Source organism: Vibrio sp. Vb339 (assembly GCF_902751245.1).
GTDB lineage: Bacteria > Pseudomonadota > Gammaproteobacteria > Enterobacterales > Vibrionaceae > Vibrio > Vibrio coralliirubri.
In genome coordinates, this window is the sequence record NZ_CADDIS010000003.1 from 47,590 (window position 1) to 68,477 (window position 20,888).

At 42.8% G+C, this 20,888-nt stretch carries 18 protein-coding genes; 8 read left to right on the forward strand and 10 right to left on the reverse strand.

Going from position 1 to position 20,888, the window contains the following annotated elements; all coding sequences use genetic code 11:
* The first annotated feature begins 51 nt into the window (after positions 1-51).
* Positions 52-543, forward strand: coding sequence for a VOC family protein (locus tag HRQ85_RS16185; RefSeq protein WP_048609315.1), 492 nt, complete (start codon positions 52-54; stop codon positions 541-543).
* Positions 544-804: 261 nt separating this feature from the next.
* On the opposite strand, the gene HRQ85_RS16190 is transcribed toward HRQ85_RS16185, so the two are convergent.
* Positions 805-2,124, reverse strand: a complete 1,320-nt coding sequence (locus tag HRQ85_RS16190) for a serine hydrolase domain-containing protein (protein WP_172380112.1) — start codon at positions 2,122-2,124, stop codon at positions 805-807.
* A 114-nt stretch (positions 2,125-2,238) separates the two neighbouring features.
* On the opposite strand from HRQ85_RS16190, the gene HRQ85_RS16195 reads away from it, so the two are divergent.
* Positions 2,239-3,138, forward strand: a complete 900-nt coding sequence (locus tag HRQ85_RS16195) for a LysR family transcriptional regulator (RefSeq protein WP_052879817.1) — start codon at positions 2,239-2,241, stop codon at positions 3,136-3,138.
* A gap of 291 nt (positions 3,139-3,429) precedes the next feature.
* Here HRQ85_RS16195 and HRQ85_RS16200 read toward each other — a convergent pair whose 3' ends face one another.
* On the reverse strand, positions 3,430-4,326 hold the full coding sequence (locus HRQ85_RS16200; RefSeq protein WP_172380113.1) for a LysR family transcriptional regulator: 897 nt from the start codon (positions 4,324-4,326) through the stop codon (positions 3,430-3,432).
* A gap of 219 nt (positions 4,327-4,545) precedes the next feature.
* On the opposite strand from HRQ85_RS16200, the gene HRQ85_RS16205 reads away from it, so the two are divergent.
* The 3 genes from HRQ85_RS16205 to HRQ85_RS16215 all read left to right on the forward strand — a co-directional run bounded on the left by HRQ85_RS16205 (position 4,546) and on the right by HRQ85_RS16215 (position 7,260).
* Positions 4,546-5,256, forward strand: coding sequence for an SDR family oxidoreductase (locus HRQ85_RS16205; protein ID WP_172380114.1), 711 nt, complete (start codon positions 4,546-4,548; stop codon positions 5,254-5,256).
* A 329-nt stretch (positions 5,257-5,585) separates the two neighbouring features.
* Positions 5,586-6,038, forward strand: a complete 453-nt coding sequence (locus tag HRQ85_RS16210) for a septal ring lytic transglycosylase RlpA family protein (RefSeq protein WP_172380115.1) — start codon at positions 5,586-5,588, stop codon at positions 6,036-6,038.
* Positions 6,039-6,246: 208 nt separating this feature from the next.
* Positions 6,247-7,260, forward strand: a complete 1,014-nt coding sequence (locus HRQ85_RS16215; protein ID WP_017089088.1) for a manganese-dependent inorganic pyrophosphatase — start codon at positions 6,247-6,249, stop codon at positions 7,258-7,260.
* Between the two features lie 117 nt (positions 7,261-7,377).
* Here the strand turns inward: HRQ85_RS16215 and HRQ85_RS16220 are convergent, their stop codons facing one another.
* Positions 7,378-8,244, reverse strand: a complete 867-nt coding sequence (locus HRQ85_RS16220) for a hypothetical protein (protein WP_172380116.1) — start codon at positions 8,242-8,244, stop codon at positions 7,378-7,380.
* A gap of 643 nt (positions 8,245-8,887) precedes the next feature.
* A complete protein-coding gene (locus HRQ85_RS16225) occupies positions 8,888-9,784 on the reverse strand; it encodes a LysR family transcriptional regulator (protein WP_048609319.1) in 897 nt (298 codons plus the stop codon).
* Positions 9,785-9,883: 99 nt separating this feature from the next.
* Between HRQ85_RS16225 and HRQ85_RS16230 the strand changes: the two genes are divergently transcribed.
* Positions 9,884-10,768, forward strand: a complete 885-nt coding sequence (locus HRQ85_RS16230; protein ID WP_172380117.1) for an SMP-30/gluconolactonase/LRE family protein — start codon at positions 9,884-9,886, stop codon at positions 10,766-10,768.
* A 64-nt stretch (positions 10,769-10,832) separates the two neighbouring features.
* On the opposite strand, the gene HRQ85_RS16235 is transcribed toward HRQ85_RS16230, so the two are convergent.
* The 6 genes from HRQ85_RS16235 to HRQ85_RS16260 form a co-directional block, all read right to left on the reverse strand.
* Positions 10,833-11,339 (reverse strand): GNAT family N-acetyltransferase, encoded by a 507-nt coding sequence (locus HRQ85_RS16235; RefSeq protein ID WP_172380118.1) that lies wholly within the window; start codon positions 11,337-11,339, stop codon positions 10,833-10,835.
* 113 nt (positions 11,340-11,452) lie between these two features.
* Entirely contained in the window at positions 11,453-12,019 is a 567-nt protein-coding gene (locus HRQ85_RS16240; protein WP_172380119.1) for a TetR/AcrR family transcriptional regulator, read from the reverse strand.
* Between the two features lie 220 nt (positions 12,020-12,239).
* A complete protein-coding gene (locus tag HRQ85_RS16245) occupies positions 12,240-13,259 on the reverse strand; it encodes a helix-turn-helix domain-containing protein (RefSeq protein WP_172380120.1) in 1,020 nt (339 codons plus the stop codon).
* Between the two features lie 104 nt (positions 13,260-13,363).
* On the reverse strand, positions 13,364-14,362 hold the full coding sequence (locus HRQ85_RS16250) for a DUF2860 family protein (protein WP_172380121.1): 999 nt from the start codon (positions 14,360-14,362) through the stop codon (positions 13,364-13,366).
* 59 nt (positions 14,363-14,421) lie between these two features.
* A complete protein-coding gene (locus tag HRQ85_RS16255) occupies positions 14,422-15,993 on the reverse strand; it encodes an amidase (protein WP_172380122.1) in 1,572 nt (523 codons plus the stop codon).
* 186 nt (positions 15,994-16,179) lie between these two features.
* Complete coding sequence (locus tag HRQ85_RS16260) at positions 16,180-17,424, reverse strand: lipase family alpha/beta hydrolase (protein ID WP_172380123.1); 1,245 nt, start codon at positions 17,422-17,424, stop codon at positions 16,180-16,182.
* Between the two features lie 834 nt (positions 17,425-18,258).
* Here HRQ85_RS16260 and HRQ85_RS16265 point away from each other — a divergent pair.
* Both HRQ85_RS16265 and HRQ85_RS16270 read left to right on the forward strand, forming a co-directional pair.
* Positions 18,259-20,355 carry a protein-disulfide reductase DsbD family protein gene (locus tag HRQ85_RS16265; RefSeq protein ID WP_172380124.1) on the forward strand — a complete coding sequence of 699 codons (2,097 nt, stop codon included), beginning with the start codon at positions 18,259-18,261 and terminating at the stop codon, positions 20,353-20,355.
* Positions 20,352-20,879 (forward strand): protein disulfide oxidoreductase, encoded by a 528-nt coding sequence (locus tag HRQ85_RS16270; protein WP_172380125.1) that lies wholly within the window; start codon positions 20,352-20,354, stop codon positions 20,877-20,879. Before HRQ85_RS16265 ends, HRQ85_RS16270 begins: the two co-directional genes overlap by 4 nt.
* Positions 20,880-20,888 lie beyond the last annotated feature (9 nt).

Here is a 20,888-nt window from a genome sequence, read left to right on the forward strand (position 1 = left end):
ACCGAAGCAGTCTTCGAAAAATACAGAATTAAAGAGAATTTGGAGAAAGTTATGAAAATGAATCACGTAGGCATCATGGTTGGCGACATGGACAAAGCAGTCGAGTTTTACACGAAAGCTTTAGGTCTAAGAGTCGTAATGAACAACACCAAAGTGATGGAAGAGCGCGAATCAGCAATCGGCCGTATGTGTATCGCTGTGTTCGGTGAAGGCTTTAAAGGCTTCAACATTGCTCATCTAGTAACATCTGATGGTATCGGTGTTGAGCTGTTCGAAATGAAAGAGCGCCAAGAGCGTCACGAAGTTGATTTCTCTCGTCTAGGTATCTTCCACTTCTGTCTGCAGCTTCCAAAAGAGCAGTTTCATTCAGCGATTAAGCGTGTTGAAGAGTTTGGCGGTAAGGTTCGTATGGACATCATGCGTTACCACCCAGAAGACGAACTAAAACAAGCACAAATGGTTTACCTAGAAGACCCGTTTGGCAACCTGTTCGAATTCTACTCGCACACATACGAAGACACGTACGCGACTGACTACGAGTAATTGCGTTATCTACCTGGCATAAGGTAGAAAAACCGAAACACCCCCTAAAGAGGATTGGTAGCGATACCAATCCTTTTTTTGTTTGCGGTGGTTAAGGAACTAAAGAGTCTACTCCATTATTGGACGATGCTAAGTTCGACCTGAGTTTCATGTGGAAATGAGTTTAATGGGGATACCCATGTCGTTAACCGATCAACCCTTTTGTGTGATTCAAAAGAGTTGATACAGGTTACGAGCAAACCCTTAGTAACCGTCTCTAGTTTAACGGTTTTCCTTTTCATAGTGGTTTGCGATAGCTTCAAAAGCGGCTAAACGAGGTAAGTTGGTTGCCCTTGCTGCATTTGAGGCTGATTGTGCTGATGAAAACGTCGCGATAACAAGGTTTTGTTCTTGGTTGATGTATAGGTGTTGACCATACACACCTCTAAAGGTCGCGATTCCTTTTTCGCTATCATGAACCCACAAATAGTTTTTGTACCCTTCAAGCCACTGGTCGTAAACACCTGAATCTTTGTCTTTGTAAATACTACGATCCATATGTTTTCTCTCATCTTCAGTTAGATTGAAGGTATCTTCTATCCATGCTTTGGAAAAGACTTGTTGTCCATTGAAACTTCCGTCGTTGGCAATAGCGATACCGACTCTAGCAAAGTCTCTTAGCGTCGTTGCGAATCCACCTGTGGCAATTGGAGTGAATGTCATATCAGCCATAAGAGTTGCATCGTGTTCAACGCCAAGCTTGTACCAGATGTTTTCAGCAATAAAATCTTGTAGCGGTTGTCCCGAGACTCGAGTTATGAGCCACCCAGCAACGTCAACATTAGGTGAATGGTATTCATATTTGTGGTTCACCGCCAAATCTGTATTTTGCTCAAAATCAGGAGCAAATTCTAATACGCCTCTCGGGGTATCGTCCTTAGTTGGATCAAGCATCATTAAGTCATATGCAGGTACTAAGCCTAAGCGACGAAAGTACTCAAAGTGCATAGTGCCAGGGGTGATATTGGCATAGTCTTCGCTGTAGTCTAGAGCTGATGTCATGTTCAGAACAGTTCTCACGGTTTGCTTCCCGAAATGACTGCCGCGTAATTCTTCAATGTAGCTTTCAACGGTTTTATTAGGATCTAGCTTACCTTGCTCAACGAGAATACCAATAGCCTGACCAATGAGTGATTTAGTGCTTGATGCCCACATGTGGTGATCTTTAGGTCCAAAAGTACCAAAGTACTCTTCATCAACAATTTGACCGTCTTTGATAACGATATAACCATCAGTGCGGTCATTTAACATTGCTTCTTTGACGGTGTAATTCTGTTCAGCATATTGGAACTGAAGTTGAGCAATATTTTGGTCTAGCCTTTCTGGTAATACTGAAACATTGCCATCACGAGGGACCATTAATGTTGGGTGAATCCCCATATTTTGGAAAGCCCAATGGTTGTAATCAGGGTGCATCCAATTTCCTAATGTCACCTGCTCATTTGCATCCGTTAAAACAGAGTACATTGCAGTCGCATTGTCGTTTGCAGATACCGCGAATGCTGAGATGGACGCCAAAATTGCGATCGATTTTAATTTCATATTTATAGCCCTTGTTTATTCCTAATCATCTTTGGACACATAATATGTTTGTTAAAAGATACACACGAATACATAATGTACGTATTACCCATACATTGATGTTGAAGGGCAGTTATGGTCACATTGGAGCAACTCTCTTGTTTTAAAGCGGTATACGAGCTTAATAGCTACAGTAAAGCCGCAAGATCAACGGATAAAACAAGAGCTACGGTTCGAGAAAGAGTCAAAGCGTTAGAAGATATTTTGGGTTTTGAGCTATTTGAGATTCAGGGTAAAACAGTGGTCCCGACTAAGAGCGCGAGACATTTGTATGTTAGAGCTGACAACTTGATCAGACAGTCAAAAGAGTTTTATAGCGTTGCCTTGTCTACTTTTTCTACTGATGTCACTTCCATCGTCTTACACCATGATGATTTAATACCACTGTGTTTACTGTCCGATATCGATGACGCGATTGAGCGTGAGTTTCCTGATATTTCGATAAATTGGCTGCAAAGAGACCGAGGTTCAAGCTTTAAAGATATCGAAGCGGGTGATGCCCTGTTTTCAATTATGCCGACTATTGGTCAGATCTTTCCGAACACTAAAGTTGGAGTCGTTAATTTAGGCACCTATCAATATGCCCCCTTTACTTCAATGGAATCTGGCATCTCCCATCAGGCTATCGATCTTAATGAGTTAACCACTGAGGATTTCCTGCTGACCGAAAACTCTGTATTGAATGAAATGAGATATGCGAACATCAGTAATCGAAAGCACCTTGTTTCGAATAACGATATGTTGTTAAACAAGATTCAAAAAAAGGGTTGGACGCTCTTAAGTACTGCAAATGCGCAAGATTTTGTCGATGCAGGGAAGTTGAGAAAGATAAACGTCAAGGAAACACTAGTGAACTTGAGGCAAGAGATGGTGTTGTTTTATCCGCTGCATTCAGAGATGAATAAAACAAGAAGCCGAATTATTGAAATAGCCAAGGAATGCGCCGCTGTTTTTGCTAACGGCCGTTACTCATAACCTCTATGGCTTAACGATATCGTGAAGATCTGTGTTAGCTCAGAACAGAGAGCCGATTCAGAATTTCGTATTAAAGCTTGGCATGCTATTCGAATTCTACTCGTACACATACGAAGATACCTACGCGATTGATTACGGACAATTGCGCTTAAGGCAGAAAAGTCGAAACACCTCTTAAAGAGGATTGGTATAGATACCAATCTTCTTTTTTGGGTTGGTTATGATGGACATGGTTCGACTTATACATCGTCATCAGCTAAATACCTTCTGCTGACGTACGAGATACAAAAACTAAAGAGCAGTTCCGAAATGCTCAGTGAGGAAATCCAAAAACACTCGAACCTTGCTCGGAACTAGCTGGCGGTTTTGATAGATTGCGTATGTGCTGGTTTCATAGTTACATGGGCTAAACGTAAACTCAGGAAGCAATTGTACCAATTTACCTATTTTAAGTTCTTCTTCAATCGCCCATTGTGGGAGCAGGGCAATACCACCGCCGTTCAATATCAATTGCTTTTGCCCGTTCACAGAGTCGACTTCCATGTAATAAGAGATGTCGATTTTTTGCGGTTTTCTATCCAATACAAACCAATCATGCCACCCCTTGTAGCCATAAACCAAGCAGTCATGTTTTGCTAGATCTTCAACATGTTGAGGAGCTTTTTTTCTTCTTACATAGTCAGGACTGGCGCATAGAATAAAGTTGTTTTGGACGAGCTTCTTAGCGATCAAATTAGAATCAGGCAGTCGGCCACTGCGAATCGCGATATCCACATTTTCTTCGATCAGATCGACCACTCTTTCAGTGATTTCAATTTCAATATCGACTTCGGGAAAGGCAGCCCTAAAGATAGGAACAAGGGGCAAGATTTTGCTTTCCCCAAACGCAACGGTCGTGCTTATTTTGAGGCTCCCCCTCGGCGAGTGATGCAATGCGCTGACGACTCGTTTGGCTTCATCAAACTCGCCCGTAATTCGCTTGGAATATTGATAGAACAATTGACCTGCTTCAGTGACCCCTACGTTGCGTGTCGAGCGCTCTAACAGTCGCACATTGAGTTCTTCTTCCAACGCCGAGAGCTGTCGTGAGATAGAAGAGGGCTGAATATCAAAAATCCGACTGGCTTTGGAGATACTTCCTTGTTCAACCACGCAGTTGAAATAGGCAAGACGATTGAAAAGGCTCATGTGTATTCCTCATTAAACGACGGTTTCAGTTCTTTCAAAATGCAGCCTTCTAAATAAGATGGTTGGCGCCCGCAGCATAAGTGACATTGATGTTTTAACTGTTCTTTAATGTTAGCTTAATTGCTTTTAAAGCAAAACTGAATTGCTTCTCGGCAGATTCAAACCTTAGGTTGTTGTCTTTATGATTCTCCACATCATTACCAACAACGAGCAATAATCATGAATGCAATTAAAACAGCCACTATCGCAGCCTGCTTTTCGGTAACAGCCCAACACTTGATAGAGAAACTCATTACGAGCGGAACCCGTGTCGTCGCTTTTGGGCGTATCGGCGATGAAGCAAGAGCAAAAAGCTTAGAAGATAAGTATTCAGGTCATCTGACCGTGTTACTTGGAGACCTTACGGATGAAGAGCAAAGCCAAGCGCTTGCTGCTGAGGCTTCAAAAATCTTAGGTCATATCGATGCTCATTTTCATTGCTCTGGCATTTATATCTGGAGTCATTGGACTGATGTGGAAGTGAGTAAAATGTCAGACTTATGGAACGCGAACTTTATGACAGCGTTTGTCTTCGGAAGAGAAATTTTTAAATTAATGAAGTCGCAAGGGAAAGGTTCAATGATGTTCGTTTCCGCGCGTGATACAGCACGTAACATACCCGCAGGATTCGGACCTTACATGGCATCTAAAATAGCATTGAATGCTTTGGTCGAAAGCTTAGCTGCAGAGGCGGTTTCATCTAATGTTCAAGTAAATGCGGTATTGCCGACCATTGTTGATACTGAAGTAAATCGACAAGCACTTCCTGATGCTGACCACTCTACATGGGTAGAGCCAGCTGACTTGGCTCAGTTAATGATGGAGTTGACTCAACCTAATAAAACTTATCTAAGTGGCTCGCTAATTACCGTCAACAATAAGATGCAATAATCATAGGTTAGTAAGTTTGGATAGTGTTGTCCTATCTGTAACAAGCTAGAAACCGAAACACCCCTAAAGAGGATTGGTAGAAATACCAATCTTTTTTGTGTTTGGATGTTTTTGGCTGAGTGGCTTACCTATATGCGCTGATTAAGAAACATACAACTCTAATTCATTGTTAAAGTTGACGTTTTGAATATAAAACCTTTCATGAATATGACGGAAGAAAGCACTCTTCATGAAAACATTGTGCGTACATACCGGATGGTAGCCTTTGCTGAGCAATGACTATACTCAGCATTATATGGTGAACCCAAAAACAACGAAAAAAGAGAAAAATGCACAGATTACCGCACCCAAATTACATGAAAAAGTCACATATTATCATTACTGCTTTTATTCTTATGATATTAGCCGGATGCACCTCAACGTCGGCTGTCGGCAGTTCAAAAACAAAGGAATATGCCAAGTCACATGCTCTTGCTGGTAAAGCTTCTTGGTATGGCGATAAATTCCATGGAAGGCTCACAGCAAGTGGTGAGACGTATAATATGAATGCGAATACTGCGGCTCATAAAACCTTAGCCTTTGGCACGATCGTGAGAGTGACCAATACAACCAATAACAAGTCTGTTGATGTGAAAATTAACGATCGAGGCCCTTACGTAAAAGGCCGAGTTATTGATCTTTCTCACAAGGCATTTGCAAAAATCGGCAATGTTAAACAAGGCACTTTGCCTGTCAAAATCGAGATTGTTGATGACAGCAATACCTTCAGGTACAAACACTAGTTGCCTCTAAGCCCGAACTGGTTAGTGAAACTTAAAGGATTGGTAGAGATACCGATCCTTTTTTGTTTTTTTTGGGGGGAAACCTAACGAGAGCCCAATTACATTTCGTTACTGATTGAAGTAAATCTGAAATATAGCTGACACGATTCTGAAATTTTTTAGGGCTAGCGTATGGAGTTCTAAAACGAATCCAAATAAGGAAATACCCGTGAAGCTAACCCCTGTCGTTGCAGCCGTAATTATGTCTTTCAGTTCAGCAAGTTTTGCTTTTAGCTTGCAACAATCTGCCAATGAAAACAGTGAAGATCTCGTATGGACAGGGCACCTAAGCCCAGACAGCGACACGGTAATGTCTGCGATGCTCGCGGCTCATATCTATGGCGGTACAGCGACAGTACCAGAGCCTATCAATCCAGAATCCACCTTCATCTTGAACTACTGTAATGCTGAATCACCACGCGTAGAGACAGATTACTCCTCATACAGAGTGGGGCTGGTGGACTTCAATCAAGTCACTCAACTAGCACCAACTATCGACCAAGCATCGATTGTTGCTGTGGTTGATCATCACGCAATTGGTGGCTCACCGATTAATACACCACAAATTGTCGAAATGGATATTCGAGGTTGGGGATCGGCTGCAACTATTCTGGCTGACAACGCTGAAAAGCTGGATGTGACACTACCTAAGCACCTTGCTTGTGTAGGCTTAGGCGCGATCCTTTCTGACACTGTGGTATTCCAATCATCAACCACGACTGAGCATGATCGTGAATATGCTGAAAAACTGGCAAAAGTTGCAGGTATTTCAGATATCGAAGATTTCGGCCAACAGATGCTGATTGCTAAGTCGGATCTCAGTCACCTTTCTTCTGAAACCATTCTGACGCTGGATTACAAAAACTTTAAATACGGTGGCAAACAGGTGGGTATCGGTGTGGCTGAAACGCTAACGGCTCAGCAATTGATTGACCGCAAAGATGAGCTTTTGGCGGCTATGAAAGCCTACAAAGAAGAGAACGGGCTAGACTATCTGTTCTTCTCCATCACAGACACCAAGAACAAAGAAGCAAACTTACTTTGGGTGGATGAAAGTGACTACCAAGTCATCAAATCTGCTTTCAATGCTGAACCAACAAGCGATATGTTGACGCTAGAAGGTGTAACTTCGCGTAAGCGTCAGATTGGCCCTGCGGTTCAAAAGGCAATTGAAAGTTTGTAGATAGTAAGAGCTGTTACTTTATAAATAAGTAGTGAAGGGATTGGTAGAGATACCAATCCCTTTTGTTTTAGGTGAGTTGTAAATTTTCAATTTTAAGATCATCGTTGTACTTGCTGTTTATCCTAATATTTTATTACTTCTATCAATTCCATTTTGATAATCAAAGGCATTTTCGCTATTTTTGTAACCTTCTAATCTTTTATTGAGAAGATCAAAATCAAAACCATTTTGATCATTTGATGCAATATCCTCGGTTATTGGATTCATACTTTTAGAGTAATGCAAATTTTCTAAATCATTTCGTTGGCTATAAAGAACAGGGAGGAAGTTCTCAAATACGCCTACTTCAATAGTATTATGAGTAATCCATGCCTTCCAGAAATCAGGGGTAAGGCCTCCAACAATTTTATTATTAATTGCTTTTGCTAAAAAATTGCGCTTACTAGTACCAGCAACCACCTCATAATGATAATGCACACCGATGAGCTTGCCATTTTCATATACATCCGTGTAGCATATTCTTAAGAATACCAACTTACCAAGCAATGGTATTTCCCTTCCCATTCCCCAACCGTCATTTTCACAATAGAAAATTTTTAGTTTATTATTAACAGGGTATTTAAATCCATATTTATTGTATTGCATGGCCTCTTTAATATGAATCTTTCCTCCAGCTACCGCCGTATTGTTTACGCCTAGCTTGCCACTCATTTGAACAGCTATGTGATCAGAAGGATGCCACAGCAGATATGCAGGCACTTTTACTCCCTCATATCCTTTGATATCTTCTAAAGTTACGCTCAGGTTTGCAAAATTCTTAAACCACCAAGCGATCATTTCAGATGTCACCCCTCGTAATAATGAGTGCTCTAAAACAACACAGATTTGGCCTGATTTGTTAACAGTCTGTCCCCAATGAACTGATGAAGTCGGTTTTAATTTCCATCGAAATTTTCGTTCTTTTGGCATAATTAATTTTTGCATAATCACTATCCTTTAATATCTTCCAGACTTAATAAATATTTCTATATTTATCTAATCGAAATTGAAAGGTGCTGTTGGTTATTTCCATTATACTAAAATTGATATTCAATATTAACTAAAAAAATTAATCCTGTAATAGGATTCGACTAATTACTGTTGTGTATACGGTGTATCTTAGTACCTCAATAAGACATTCAAAATAACTGTGTCATGACTGGTGATATGTTCGTATGACTTTTCTGAGGGGAATGCTTAACAACACGAACACTCAGGTAAGTTGTGCGATGCAGCTTGCGTGATAGAGTTACAGATTATAATGGGGAAAATCCGTGCCAGCCAAAAAATTCACCTCATAACCTCCCCTTAATCCGCATCTTCGATCCATTATGATTCGTGGAAAGGGGAGGAACTGAATGCCGATGGTGGCATGTGCATTTACACGTTCAGCGCTAAAGAAGGTTCTCCCCCTCGGTCGCAGATCAAAAGGGGTTGATGAAGTTAATTTGAGGGGGAGTTAGAGGGGGAGTGTGTTTCGAAATCGATAAACACACGGCAGCCAATCAGTTATCGAAATCAGTGTGATTAAGCTTGATATTAATGGAACGCACATACGTTCCAATTGAAAGATTCGGCGTTCTAAAGCTCACAGCGTATAAGCGTTATTCGATTCCAACCACTCTTTTACCGCTCGGTTAAAAGTGACCAACTTCTGTGGTGTTACTCTTCTTTGAGCATAGATAAGGCTTAGCTTTTGGGCTTTTATCGACCATTCTGGGAACACGTGAATAAGCTCACCTTGTTTGAGCTGCTCTTCAACTTGATAGAACGGCAAGCTGGCGACACCTATTCCTTGCATCGCTAACTCTAAAATTGAACTGTAGGTATTTGAGCTAACGCTTCCGGTTACTTCAACATGGTAGGTTTGCTCGCCATTGATCAACTCGAGCTGATTCCAGCGTTCATTTTGACTGTTAAGAATGAAGCTGCATTTATGGATGTCTTTAGTGGTGGCGAGTGGGTTAGTCGATGCGTAACCCGCACTGCAAACCAGAACATTGCGGATATGCCCGAGATCATTGGCAATTACATCATTAGGCAGTTCATCGTAAGCTCGAAAAGCAATGTCAAAGTCGCCAGACTCTATCTTCTTTTTCATCGGCCCAAAGTCGAGAATCAAATCCACTTTTGGGTACTCTTGCTTGAAAGTCGGGATGATATGACGACAAAGCGCGCGTCCAAACTCTATCGGTGCGGTAATTTTTAAATCGCCTGCCACTTCCTGTGTCATGTCTAAGACACGCATTTCCGCTTCGGTTGCTAATAGTTGAATTTGCTTCGCTTTGGAATATAACTCTTCGCCCACTTCCGTGAGGCTGATAGAACGAGTCGTTCTGTGGAACAGTTTAGAATTCAATGTTTCTTCGAGACGTTGTACATGCCGAGACACCAAACCTTTTGACACATCCAATACTTCAGCGGCCTTGGTGAAGCTTTGCTCTTCGGCGACAGTCAAGAAGGTCTGCATATAAATCAAATTCATCATTAACACCATTTAGTAAACAGTGAAGTCATTTTGTACTGTTTTTCTCACTCCTTCAAGAAACTAAGATTCAAAACGTAAACAGAAAGGAGAAGAACAATGAACAAATTACTACTTATTACCGCTGCAATGGCTGCTTCTATGAATGTTTCAGCTGCCTCTGTTGTAGAAAGCAACCCAACATTGGTTGGAGACTCATTTGGCTTTGTTGAAGGCCCTACATGGGATGTGGAACATCAACGTTTCTTGTTTAGCGATATTCCAAATAACACAACCTATTCTTACGATCTTAACGGCAAGTTGAGCGTTTTTGATGACAATTCTGGCTATGCCAATGGTCTCGATATTGATGCCAAAGGCAACCTGTGGGCTGCCCGCCATGATAGAAAGCTGTCGTACCGTGAGGGCAACGGAGAGAAAGTGATTGTCGCTGCAACGTATAACGGCAAGCTGCTTAATAGTCCTAACGATTTAACCGTTAACAGCGATGGCAGCGTGTGGTTTACCGATCCTCCGTTTGGTATCCAAGGTTACGGCCCAGCAAAGGCAGAATCAGAGCAACCGGTTAATGGCGTTTATCGTTATTTAGATGGTGATCTAAAGTTGATCACTGGAGAGTTCAAGCTACCAAACGGCATCGCATTTTCTTCTGATGAATCTTCGTTATACGTTGCCGACACATCTGATGGCTGGGTATACCGATTTGATGTTGATGGACAGTCACTCAGCAATAAGACTCAGTTTGCCCAGGTCAAGGCGGAGTCTGGCTCTGAACCTATGGTTGATGGCGTCGCTGTTGATGCCGATAACAATCTATTTGTTGCAGCGCACGGTGGCGTGGGGGTGTTCGATAAAGACGGTAAGCAGATAGACTTCATTGCTATCGATGCGGGCCATATCAGCAACCTAGAAATTGGCGGGAAACAGCAAGATTTACTGATGGTAACGGCATACAACAAAGTGTTGGTGTTTAAGCTTAAGTAACGCCTGACACAAGCGAAAACAAAAAGGGACGGGTAGAAATACCGGTCCCTTTTAATTATATGTCTTAAACTTGTTCGCTAGGGTGGCTCCATATATGCGGTTGAGTGTAAGGGCCAGTCATACTTGATGTCGATGCTCCCACGCCGTCTAGTACGCCTTCGGTTAACGCTAGCGCGAACCAATTCTCTAGTGGTGCTAATGATTCTACTGGAAGCCCTACCTTGTGAGGCGTATTGTATCGTTTAGCATAGTGGTGGATTTCACCCATAATAAACACCACATCAGGCTTTAGTTGCTTTTCAGCCTCTTCCATTAAGCGCGTTGCGTAGCCTTGGCGTTGATAGTCTGGTAATACGGCTAAAGGCGCCACCACGTAGCATTTTAGGTGTGGCGCTGCGTCTACTGTGATTGGGGTGTAGCATGCGTGAGCCACGCCTTCATAAACGATAGAGTAGCTGCCGTCTGCAATTAGATCGTCAGCAAATTCAGCATACAGCTTTGCGTGTCGCTCATCATAAAGGCCGCCTGCTGTTGCGAAGGTTTCATACTGAATTTGGTACGGTGTTTTCATTTTAAATATTCCTAACTTAAATTATTTGTTGCTAGCGTTCTCTGATAGATACTTTAGATAGAGAGTTACTTTAGATAGCCAACAACGTTTTATTGAGCTTTTAAGCGAGGTACTTATAAATCCAGCAGCAGTAAGTACTTAGCTATGAAGCGTTCTTTAATTTGTTTCAACGGGTAATCACCATCCGAGAACAAATAATTGAGTGCGATACCATCGATATCGGCGATTAACATGTGGCCATCGACAATGCTGTTGGCATTTTGGATGTCACATAGAATGGTCTCAAAAGAATCCATCATCAGTTGGTAGCGTTCATCCAAGAGGTCTTTCAATATCAGCCTTAACGACGGCTGACATTTCACTTGGTAATCCAACTGATAAAACAGTTTTTGTTGTGGGTCGGCCATCGACAAGAAAATGTGTTCAATAAGGTTAATGAACTTCTCTTTTACCGACATTCCTTCACTAGACAGATCAACACTTTCGTCGACGTCACGAATGATCTCTGCCATACGAACAAACACTTGTCTTAGTAGGTCATCTTTATTTTTGAAATGATGAAAAACTAAGCCCTTCGATACTTTTGCCGTTTCACACACTTGTGCTATAGACGTTTTTTCAAAGCCTTGAGTCGCGAATAATTCAATCGCGGCTTGGATTGCTTGTTGCTTCTTATCCATGGAATTCACTCAATTACCTTACAGACCGACTGTCCGGTCTGTAATTTAGTGTGTGGATAATATACAACAAAATTGAGGATCGCAAGATCTTTAAAGATCCTTAAATTGGAGTGAGGCGAGTTTAAGTATATGGGAAGGGTAGGCTAAAGAGAGGGAGCCATCTTTAGTCTAGATTTCCGGCACACCCATTAGTGGTAGCGGCATAACCGGCACTGTAAGCCTACGACCTGAGTTCAGTAGGAGAGTGTCCAGTCCAGTTTTTGAATGCTCGACTGAATGCGCTCGAGTCTGAGAAGCCAAGCTCGTGAGCCACATAGGTAATATTGCCGTCGTTTTGATTCAGTAACGTCATGCTCAGTTCAAGTCGGTATTTATCGAACAAACGACGAAAGCTCACACCTTGTAGTTTAAGCTTACGATTCAGGGTTCGAGGGCTGATATGAAGATTATTCGCCACGCTATCTAGGTTGGTGTCTTTCACCGCGAGCACTTTGAACGTTTCATTCACTTTGTAGATCAGGTTAGTTTTTAACGTTTTTTCCATCTGTTGATCGGCGATTCGTACTAACTCTGCATGAAAGTCAGCTTGGAATTGACGAGGTTTTGCCTGGACAAGATCGTTAGGAAAAAGGAGATAGCGGGCGGGGAAGCCCTCCTTCATTTCAACATTAAAGACACGCTCATAGATGCTCAAGAACTCATCACCGATGGTGTTTTTGTGAATGTGAATGGCGAGCTTTTGATTCGGCGCATTAAGGTATCTGCGAACGAGCTTGATCATAATACTGAAATAGAGCCCCAAGCTGATGTGTGTCATCAGTGTGGTTTCATCAATGTACTCTGGTGTCACTCCCCAAAGCTCGACTTCACCATTTTCTGTTTCACGACTGAAAATTTTCAGTAACGGATGTATATGAATGGAGTAACGACTCAGCAGTTGGCAAAAGCTGGCGAGATCTGGCGCGGTGAGCATGGCCATTACCGGCGCGCCCATTTCAAGCTCATCGAAGTAGCGAGCGGACTCATCAAACAGGTCAATCAGCTCATGATCAAAGCGTTGGTAGATGTTGGTGATGGCGGTTTGAAGCTGATAAGCCGAGATCGATTCGGCGGAGCACAGTTGTTTATAGACCTCTGCTCCCGACCAGATATCGCTGCTGTCTCCAATTCTAGTCTGAATAGCAGAATCTAAAGTTTTAAACCAAAATATGGGCAATTGAGTACTAAAACTTTCCACCATAACTCCCTGTTATTGCAGGCGATTGAAGAGTGTTCTTCTCGGTAATATATCCAAATTAAAGGATTTGTTTGCGGGTTACAAGTAATGAAAACCTCAGTTCAATCTTAGAATTTGTAATCAACACCGACTGAAACCACATATTGCGATGATTGGTAATACTCAATGTTTGAATTCGTTGTCTTGGCGCCGAGCAGTGATACCAGAGACCAGTTTTTCGCATCAAAAATATTGGCATATTCATAGGCAACGAAGGCGCCAAAGTCTTTGTCTTCACGTGTCTTATTAAAGATTGGGTTCTCTTTATCATAGCTGCGTTTTGCTGCATTGAGTGTTAAAGCAAGACCATGATTTCCGTATCTTTTCGCTAGGTTGATTTCCGCGCCAAGGCTCAAGAACGATAGTGCATCACCCTCAGAATCTGAAGAGAAAACATTCATTGAAGGCGTGAGAATGCCTGATCCATCTTTTAAGAAGTACTGGTAACCAGACTTGAGATAAAAGTACTTTCGTTCTCGAATCATCAATGTGCGTTCTTCTTCGGTTAATCCAATCCCCTTTAGGCCGGTGTTTTCTTTTTTAACGTCTGACTCACCAGAAGCGACATCGAGATTAAAGTTTGAGCCCATTATTCTTGAAAGCTGCATTCGAACCACAGTGCCATTGAGGTCGGTTTCTTTCCTATTTGAGTCAATAGCATAAGGGTCATCCCACACTTCGCCAGATATCAGAGTCGGCAAGATAGAAAAATCGACCACCATGCCGCTTTCGACTTGCTGTCTATATCCAATTTCAAATGCCAGCGTACCAGTGATGATGTCGTCTCTTGAGGTACCTAAGAAAAACTGTTTGTGATTCAAAGCGCCAAAGGTGTATTGCACCGAACCCAAAACCGCGACCATTCCCTCGGCTTCCGTGTTACCCGACGACGTTAAATCAGCTTGAGATTGATGGATGCTTTGACCAACATCGAGGTTACTTGAGTTTGCGGTGAAGCCAGTTAGGAAGGTCATGTTGCCACTGAAGCCTTCGCTTGGTGCTAGAGCTGCGAATGAGTGTGGCGCAAGCGTCAGGCTTGCCAAGAATAGGAAAATAATATGTTTCATCAAAAGACTCGTACTTAAATGGTTTTCTAAATTGAACTGTTTTGAAAGTGAATTGCTTTTTAAAGCGCAATCGGGGCTTTTCTGTTTGCCCAAGGCTTGGCGTGTTCTAGTTGATAGGCCAATTCAAATAGCAGGCGGTCGTTGCCTCTTGCTGCGGAAAAGTGGCTACCGACAGGAAGGTTCTGTTTGTTCCAATACAAGGGAACCGACATCGCCGGATTGCCAGCCACGTTTTCGATTGGCGTGTAGGACATCAATTTCTCTGAACGTGCCCATATATCTTTGCCGGAGTGCACTTTCTGGTCGAAATATTCGATGTCCAAAGGAACATGGTTTGCACAAGGGGTGAGCCAAATGTCGATGTTTTTAAAGAACTCTTGGTTGTGATTGATCGCGAAGTTTCGGCATCGTTCTTGAGAGTCTATATACAAGCTAGGAGTGGCTTTTAAGCGATCTTGCATCGTGCGAGCTAAATAGATGACGTTATCGCTCACTTTGTCTGGCATCGATTCTAGCGGCATACCTAAGCGGTCGAATTGCTCTGCAAAGCTTGCCATCTTGTTGCCAAATACGCCCATGTAGTTACGCATGAACACATCGCCATCTTGGATTGGTTGCTCAATTTCGATAACGATATGCCCAAGGCTTTCGAGCAAAGAGACCGTAGAACGAATGGCTGCGAGCGTATCTTCATCGGGAAGCCTGCCGTGGATATCTTTGAGGGTGACGCCAATCTTTATCGGACGGTTAAGAGAAGCATTAACCATTCCTATTGGAGTTCGAGGAAAAGGCGTCTCAAAGTTATTTTTTGTATGATGCTCTGTGACTGAAACTGCCAAAGCAGCGTCACGAACGGTTCTCGACATAAACGATTGATGAGTAAAACCTTCGTTTGTTGAGCCGTCAGTTAGCCCTGATATCAAAGATTCTCGGCTTGGCTTAAAACCAAAGATTCCAGTCGCCGAAGCGGGCATACGAGAAGAACCGCCACCATCAGTAGAGTGCACTAAGGGTACATAGCCAGCTGCAATCGCCGCTGCGCCACCGCCAGTCGATGAGTGAACACCTCGGCTTAGATCCCATGGGTTGCGCGTCGCGCCATAAAGGGAGTTCTGTGTGCAGCCTAGTGTCATCATCTCAGGGATGTTCGTCATGCCAATGGTGTTCAGCCCTGCATTTTGAGTCGCTCGAATAAACCAAGAGGTCGCGTTGGGTTTTCTGCCTTGGTTTAGCTTCGAACCCATGGTGCATTCAAGCCCAGCAACATCAACGCAGTCTTTCACCAAGAAAGGCACGCCGGCAAAGGGTGAGTTCGGGTTAAATGAGTTTGCCCGCTCTAGCGCTAAGTCAAAGCACTCAGAAACAACCGCATTAACCTGATCGTTTGTCTGGCGAATTTTATAGATGGCTTCTTGTGCGAATTCTTTTGGCGAGGCTTTTCTGTCTCTTATCAGATTCGCCATCTCAGTCGCATCCAGTGGCGAGTCAACGGTTTGGTGATCTGAAGGCAAATTGGTTGGCGAAGTTGGCGTTGCATTCGCTAAGGTAGGCAGAGAGATTGCCGCAGCTGAAACTGCACCTTTCCCCATAACTTTGAAAAAATCTCTGCGTTTTAATTCATTGATAGTCATCGTTTCTATCCCAAGTTAGAAAGTCACTATCCTTGTTTCGAAACCTAGCTCGCTAGGCTTAGCGTCACTCCATGTGCTGATTTATGGGAGTAGAATAAAGATTGGTGTGTTGGCTTGCAGTGCAAATACCGCCAATGTTCATACCATTCACGCCAACTGGTTTGTCGGGTTATGTATAGGGAGGGGTTATTGCTCTGCTGTTAGCCAAAAGCTCGACAGGTCTTCAAACAGGTCATCATTATCTAAAATACTGAGATGGTTTTCGTTGTAACCACGAATTTGGTCGGCATTCAATTGAGCGGGGCGTGACAACTGGCTTGATAAATTGATGACGCCATCGTTACTGTTGGTATTAAATAGATCGCCCGAGTTATAGCCAAAGGCTAAAAAGTGGGGAATGTGGATTTCATTGTTTTCAACAAATAAGTCGCTAATAAATTGACCGTCTGGGTTTAAATCAACCCATGCAGGCATTACCACGGGAGAGTATTCAACCCCTTGCTTAGCTGACTCTACACCACCAAACGGCGAAGAGATGGTGGTTACGCTGCTAATAAAATCACATAACTGCCCAATGCGACACTGACGAATACTGTTAGTCACGATCAAGCCACCCATACTGTGGGCAACAACATGCAACTGTTGGATCTTATATTCAGTCACAACTGTATGGAATAGGTTATTTAAGCCTTTCGAATTCAAAGACAGAGACAGGCCTGAAGGGTAGTTAAATACCCATATTTGGTATTTAGATTGGTCCACTTTTTCAATGAAAGGGGCGAAATCTAAAGCCGTTGAATTGATTCCATGTACGAATAGGATTGGGATTTTATTTGGGTCATATTCAGATAGAAAATAGAGCCCTGCATTATCTTCAAGTAAGAAGGTCAGCGGCTGCCACATACCGAGTTTTGCATTCCCTTTTTCAAAAGGGGGATCTGTTAAATCCACCACGGTGCCTATATCGACGAGGTCTAACTCTATTTTCAATAGTGAGGACAATGAACGATCAACAAACGCTCTTGGGGCATCACTCTCATTAATGGCAAGTGATACTTCGATTGTCGATTTGTCTTGGTGATCGCGCAGGTTAACCACACTGAATGCTTCATCAGCTTGTAGGTTTAGGTCTTGATTCTTATCTTCAAAGACGAGTAGGTAATGGATGTTATTTGATACATGTAAGTGAATACTGTCGCTGTCTATAATGCCATCGTAGCCATCCACTTCGCTTTTATTGATGTCTTTGATTTGTTCAATCACCACGGCAGAGCCGGAGGCCGGTTGACTTAAGGTGATGGTGTACTGATTGGTTATGGAGTCGATAGCTTGTATCTCATTAGATAGGTTTCTAAAGTTACTGCACCCTGATAGCACTGAACTGAGTAACAGCACTGTACTGAGTAAGCGTGCAGTCAGTAATCGTTTCATTCCAATCTCATCCCCATATCAACAAGCTTCGTCCTTCAATCAACAAATCTTATACATAAACAAACAGCATGAATTTAATACTAGCAAGAAAACAGAGAGTTAGGTCATACGTGCTCTTGATCATGTCCTGTTTTGATTCGAGTTTATTTATTCCATGCAGCTCGACAGCGCTATGGCTGATGCCGATGTGCTATAGAGATTGTCTTTTCGATACTGATTGTTGGTATACGATTTTTGCCATTCTCAACCGCTTTGATTCATGGAAATTATCGGCCATGCGAAAAAAATTGAACTTTATCATTTTAGTTAAGTCGTATTGCTACGTTTACCATCACAAGACATCTGCAGTTTAGATATGATCTCAAGTCGAAACACACACCAGCTAACTCGTAGCGCACTATTATTAGTGGGTTGGGTTATCTGTTTCTGTCTCGCCAGTAATATGAGTTTTATCCAAGGTTGCAAAGTAAACTATGAAAACAGTGATTCTGCGATTTCTAATGTCCTGCAGGTAAACAAGATTGATGATGGTGGCGGTTTTATCAAGGGTGCATCTCAATCTCAAGACGACCAATCCGTCCACAAATGTGAGTTATCAGAACACCTGATAAATTTTGATCACCACCAAGTCAATGATCAAGCTATATTCACGTACTTCATACTCGTTGTAGTCGTATTGTGGCTGCTAAGTACTGTCCCGTATTTCCCTCCATTCACTGAGCCAATCCTTCACAAGGGTAGGCGCATCCATCTCAAGGTCTGTGTCTTTAAAGAATGAGAATAAGAGCGTTTAACTAACACTCATATTATTCATTTTTTAAGGAAAAATTAGACATGCCTAAAAGCAAAATGTCATTGCACTTTGTTGTGCTTTGGCTATTCGTTGCACTGTGTTCAACATTCACTGTGAACGCAAGTGCGAGCGAATCGATGACTCCTGTTACAACGGGTTGGATGCAAGACAAGTTACATCCGTATGTAGAAACGCGTTTTGTCATGACAGGACAAATTAATAAAGAAGATAAAACCGCGGCGGGTTATCTGGAAGTGAACCTTTCTGATGAATGGAAAACTTACTGGAGAAGTCCTGGTGAAGGAGGCATTGCGCCCAAAATCAAATGGGCCAACTCTAAGAACGTTTCGCAACTGCAATGGTTTTGGAAGTTTCCCCAACGCTTCAATTTGCTCGGCATAGATACGCTAGGTTACAAGCACAACATCATCTTCCCGATGAATCTTCATATTGATGATATGAACAAACCTGTTGAGCTTAATGCTGTGCTGACGATGTCTTCATGCACCACCATATGTATTCTCACGGATTTTGATATCAACTTGGTGTTTAACCCAAGTGAGATGACCGTGGATAACGACGCGATGCTTGTCTACGCCAAAGCAATGAGTGAAGTGCCGAAAGATTCACCGCTTGTAGAAGGTACATCTACGATTTGGGATGCTCGCAAGTCGCAACTTCAAGTTATTGCTACACATCAAATTGACTGGACTGCACCCGATGTAATCGTGGATGGTGATTCAGATGAAATGCAAGATGCTGACTTTGGTATTCCTCACATTGAAATTGAAGGTAACCAAGTCATTGCGACTTACGATGTAAGTAGCTGGATGGGCACACCCGATCTTAACAACCAGCACATCCGTGTAAGCATCAAAGACAAAGACTTCATCACAGAATATTCAACCACTGTTACCAATGGCATTGTGGGCAACAGCTCTATGATAAGTATGGTGCTTTTAGCGCTATTAGGTGGGTTGATTCTCAATATCATGCCCTGTGTATTCCCTGTGCTTGGAATGAAACTGAGTGGGGTTATTTCTGCTCAAGGAATGGCAAGAAAACAAGTTAGGTTCCAATTCCTTGCATCTGCAAGTGGCATCCTCGCATCCTTCTGGTTAATAGCCACTTTCTTGGCTGTGTTAAAAGTTTCAGGCAGCGTTATCGGTTGGGGAATTCAGTTCCAAAACGGTTGGTTTATCGGTGGGATGTTTATCGTCACCGCTCTGTTCAGCGCCAATATGTTAGGGCTTTTCGAAATCCGTCTTTCATCGAATGCAAATACATGGATGGCAACCAAGGGCGACAGTAGCTACGTCGGACACTTTACTCAAGGTATGTTCGCAACGCTATTGGCTACGCCATGCTCTGCTCCATTTCTTGGAACAGCCGTCGCCTTTGCTCTCGCAACTACTATCCCGACGATGTTTGGTATTTTCACAGCTCTTGCCGTTGGTATGGCGCTTCCATGGATTATCGTTGCTGCATTCCCATCGATAGCTTTGGCGTTGCCTAAACCCGGGGCATGGATGAACCGTGTTAAATACCTGTTCGGCGGAATGATGCTAATCACTAGCGTTTGGCTCTTTAGCTTGCTTCGACCTCATGTCCCTCAATTGTGGTTATACGCAATATTGGCAGTCAGTGTTTGCCTATTACTTGTCAGGTTGGTTCAAGTGCATGGAATCAAGACTGCGGGTGCTGTTGCCTTGCTGCTGTTGAGTGTTATCTCTGCCTCGTTATTTGTCGAGAAAGCAACATCTAAAATGCTGCCACCAGAACCTGAGTGGGAAGCGTTGTCTACCGAAGTCATTGATGAACATGTTGCTAATGGCCAAGTGGTTTTTGTTGATGTCACTGCTGATTGGTGTGTGACTTGTAAAGCAAACAAGATCGGGGTTCTCTTACAAGATCCTGTTTACAGCGCATTGACTGAAGGTGATGTAGTGCCGATGGAGGGGGATTGGACTGTACCGAGTGATAGCGTCACGTCATACCTACAAGATCACAACCGGTTCGGTGTTCCGTTCAATATGGTTTATGGCCCTAATGCTCCAGAAGGTATTGAGCTTCCTGTCATCTTAACCAGTGATGCGGTGATGGAAGCCATTGAGAAGGCAAGAGGTGATGACGAATGATTAGAACAAAATCTAAGGCAAAACCTCAGACTAAAAAGCAGAAGTTGAGATCGGCATTACTGTATACCTTGTTCGCGGCGGTCGTGGTCTTTGGTGTTGATTATTGGCGTACAAAAGACGTTCCAATGCAGAACGTTCCGCTAATGGTCGGAATGTCGTTATCCGGTAAACCGATAGATGTAATTGAAATGAGTAAGAAAGAGCCGGTATTAGTTTATTTTTGGACGACATGGTGCGTGGCCTGCAAATTTGTGACGCCAGTGGTTGATTGGTTTTCATCAAGCTATCCCGTCGTTGGTGTATCACTGACTTCGGGTAAGGATGAAAGAGTTCGACGTTACATGAATGCTAAAGGGTATAGCTACGACAACATTAATGATACTGAAGGAAAAATAGCACGCGATTGGGGGATCTCCTTAACGCCAACACTCATTGTTATTAATGATGGAAAAGTAACTAGTGTTACTTCAGGAATTACTACGCCAATAGGCATCGCAGCCCGACTTTGGTTAGCTAAGTATTAATGGGGAAAA

Coding starts and splice junctions, on each gene's coding strand:
- HRQ85_RS16185 (WP_048609315.1), top strand. CDS start 52: ATGAAAATGAATCACGTAGGCATCATGGTTGGCGACATGGACAAAGCA.
- HRQ85_RS16190 (WP_172380112.1), bottom strand. CDS start 2,124: ATGAAATTAAAATCGATCGCAATTTTGGCGTCCATCTCAGCATTCGCG.
- HRQ85_RS16195 (WP_052879817.1), top strand. CDS start 2,239: ATGGTCACATTGGAGCAACTCTCTTGTTTTAAAGCGGTATACGAGCTT.
- HRQ85_RS16200 (WP_172380113.1), bottom strand. CDS start 4,326: ATGAGCCTTTTCAATCGTCTTGCCTATTTCAACTGCGTGGTTGAACAA.
- HRQ85_RS16205 (WP_172380114.1), top strand. CDS start 4,546: ATGAATGCAATTAAAACAGCCACTATCGCAGCCTGCTTTTCGGTAACA.
- HRQ85_RS16210 (WP_172380115.1), top strand. CDS start 5,586: ATGCACAGATTACCGCACCCAAATTACATGAAAAAGTCACATATTATC.
- HRQ85_RS16220 (WP_172380116.1), bottom strand. CDS start 8,244: ATGCAAAAATTAATTATGCCAAAAGAACGAAAATTTCGATGGAAATTA.
- HRQ85_RS16225 (WP_048609319.1), bottom strand. CDS start 9,784: ATGAATTTGATTTATATGCAGACCTTCTTGACTGTCGCCGAAGAGCAA.
- HRQ85_RS16230 (WP_172380117.1), top strand. CDS start 9,884: ATGAACAAATTACTACTTATTACCGCTGCAATGGCTGCTTCTATGAAT.
- HRQ85_RS16235 (WP_172380118.1), bottom strand. CDS start 11,339: ATGAAAACACCGTACCAAATTCAGTATGAAACCTTCGCAACAGCAGGC.
- HRQ85_RS16240 (WP_172380119.1), bottom strand. CDS start 12,019: ATGGATAAGAAGCAACAAGCAATCCAAGCCGCGATTGAATTATTCGCG.
- HRQ85_RS16245 (WP_172380120.1), bottom strand. CDS start 13,259: ATGGTGGAAAGTTTTAGTACTCAATTGCCCATATTTTGGTTTAAAACT.
- HRQ85_RS16250 (WP_172380121.1), bottom strand. CDS start 14,362: ATGAAACATATTATTTTCCTATTCTTGGCAAGCCTGACGCTTGCGCCA.
- HRQ85_RS16255 (WP_172380122.1), bottom strand. CDS start 15,993: ATGACTATCAATGAATTAAAACGCAGAGATTTTTTCAAAGTTATGGGG.
- HRQ85_RS16260 (WP_172380123.1), bottom strand. CDS start 17,424: ATGAAACGATTACTGACTGCACGCTTACTCAGTACAGTGCTGTTACTC.
- HRQ85_RS16265 (WP_172380124.1), top strand. CDS start 18,259: ATGCCTAAAAGCAAAATGTCATTGCACTTTGTTGTGCTTTGGCTATTC.
- HRQ85_RS16270 (WP_172380125.1), top strand. CDS start 20,352: ATGATTAGAACAAAATCTAAGGCAAAACCTCAGACTAAAAAGCAGAAG.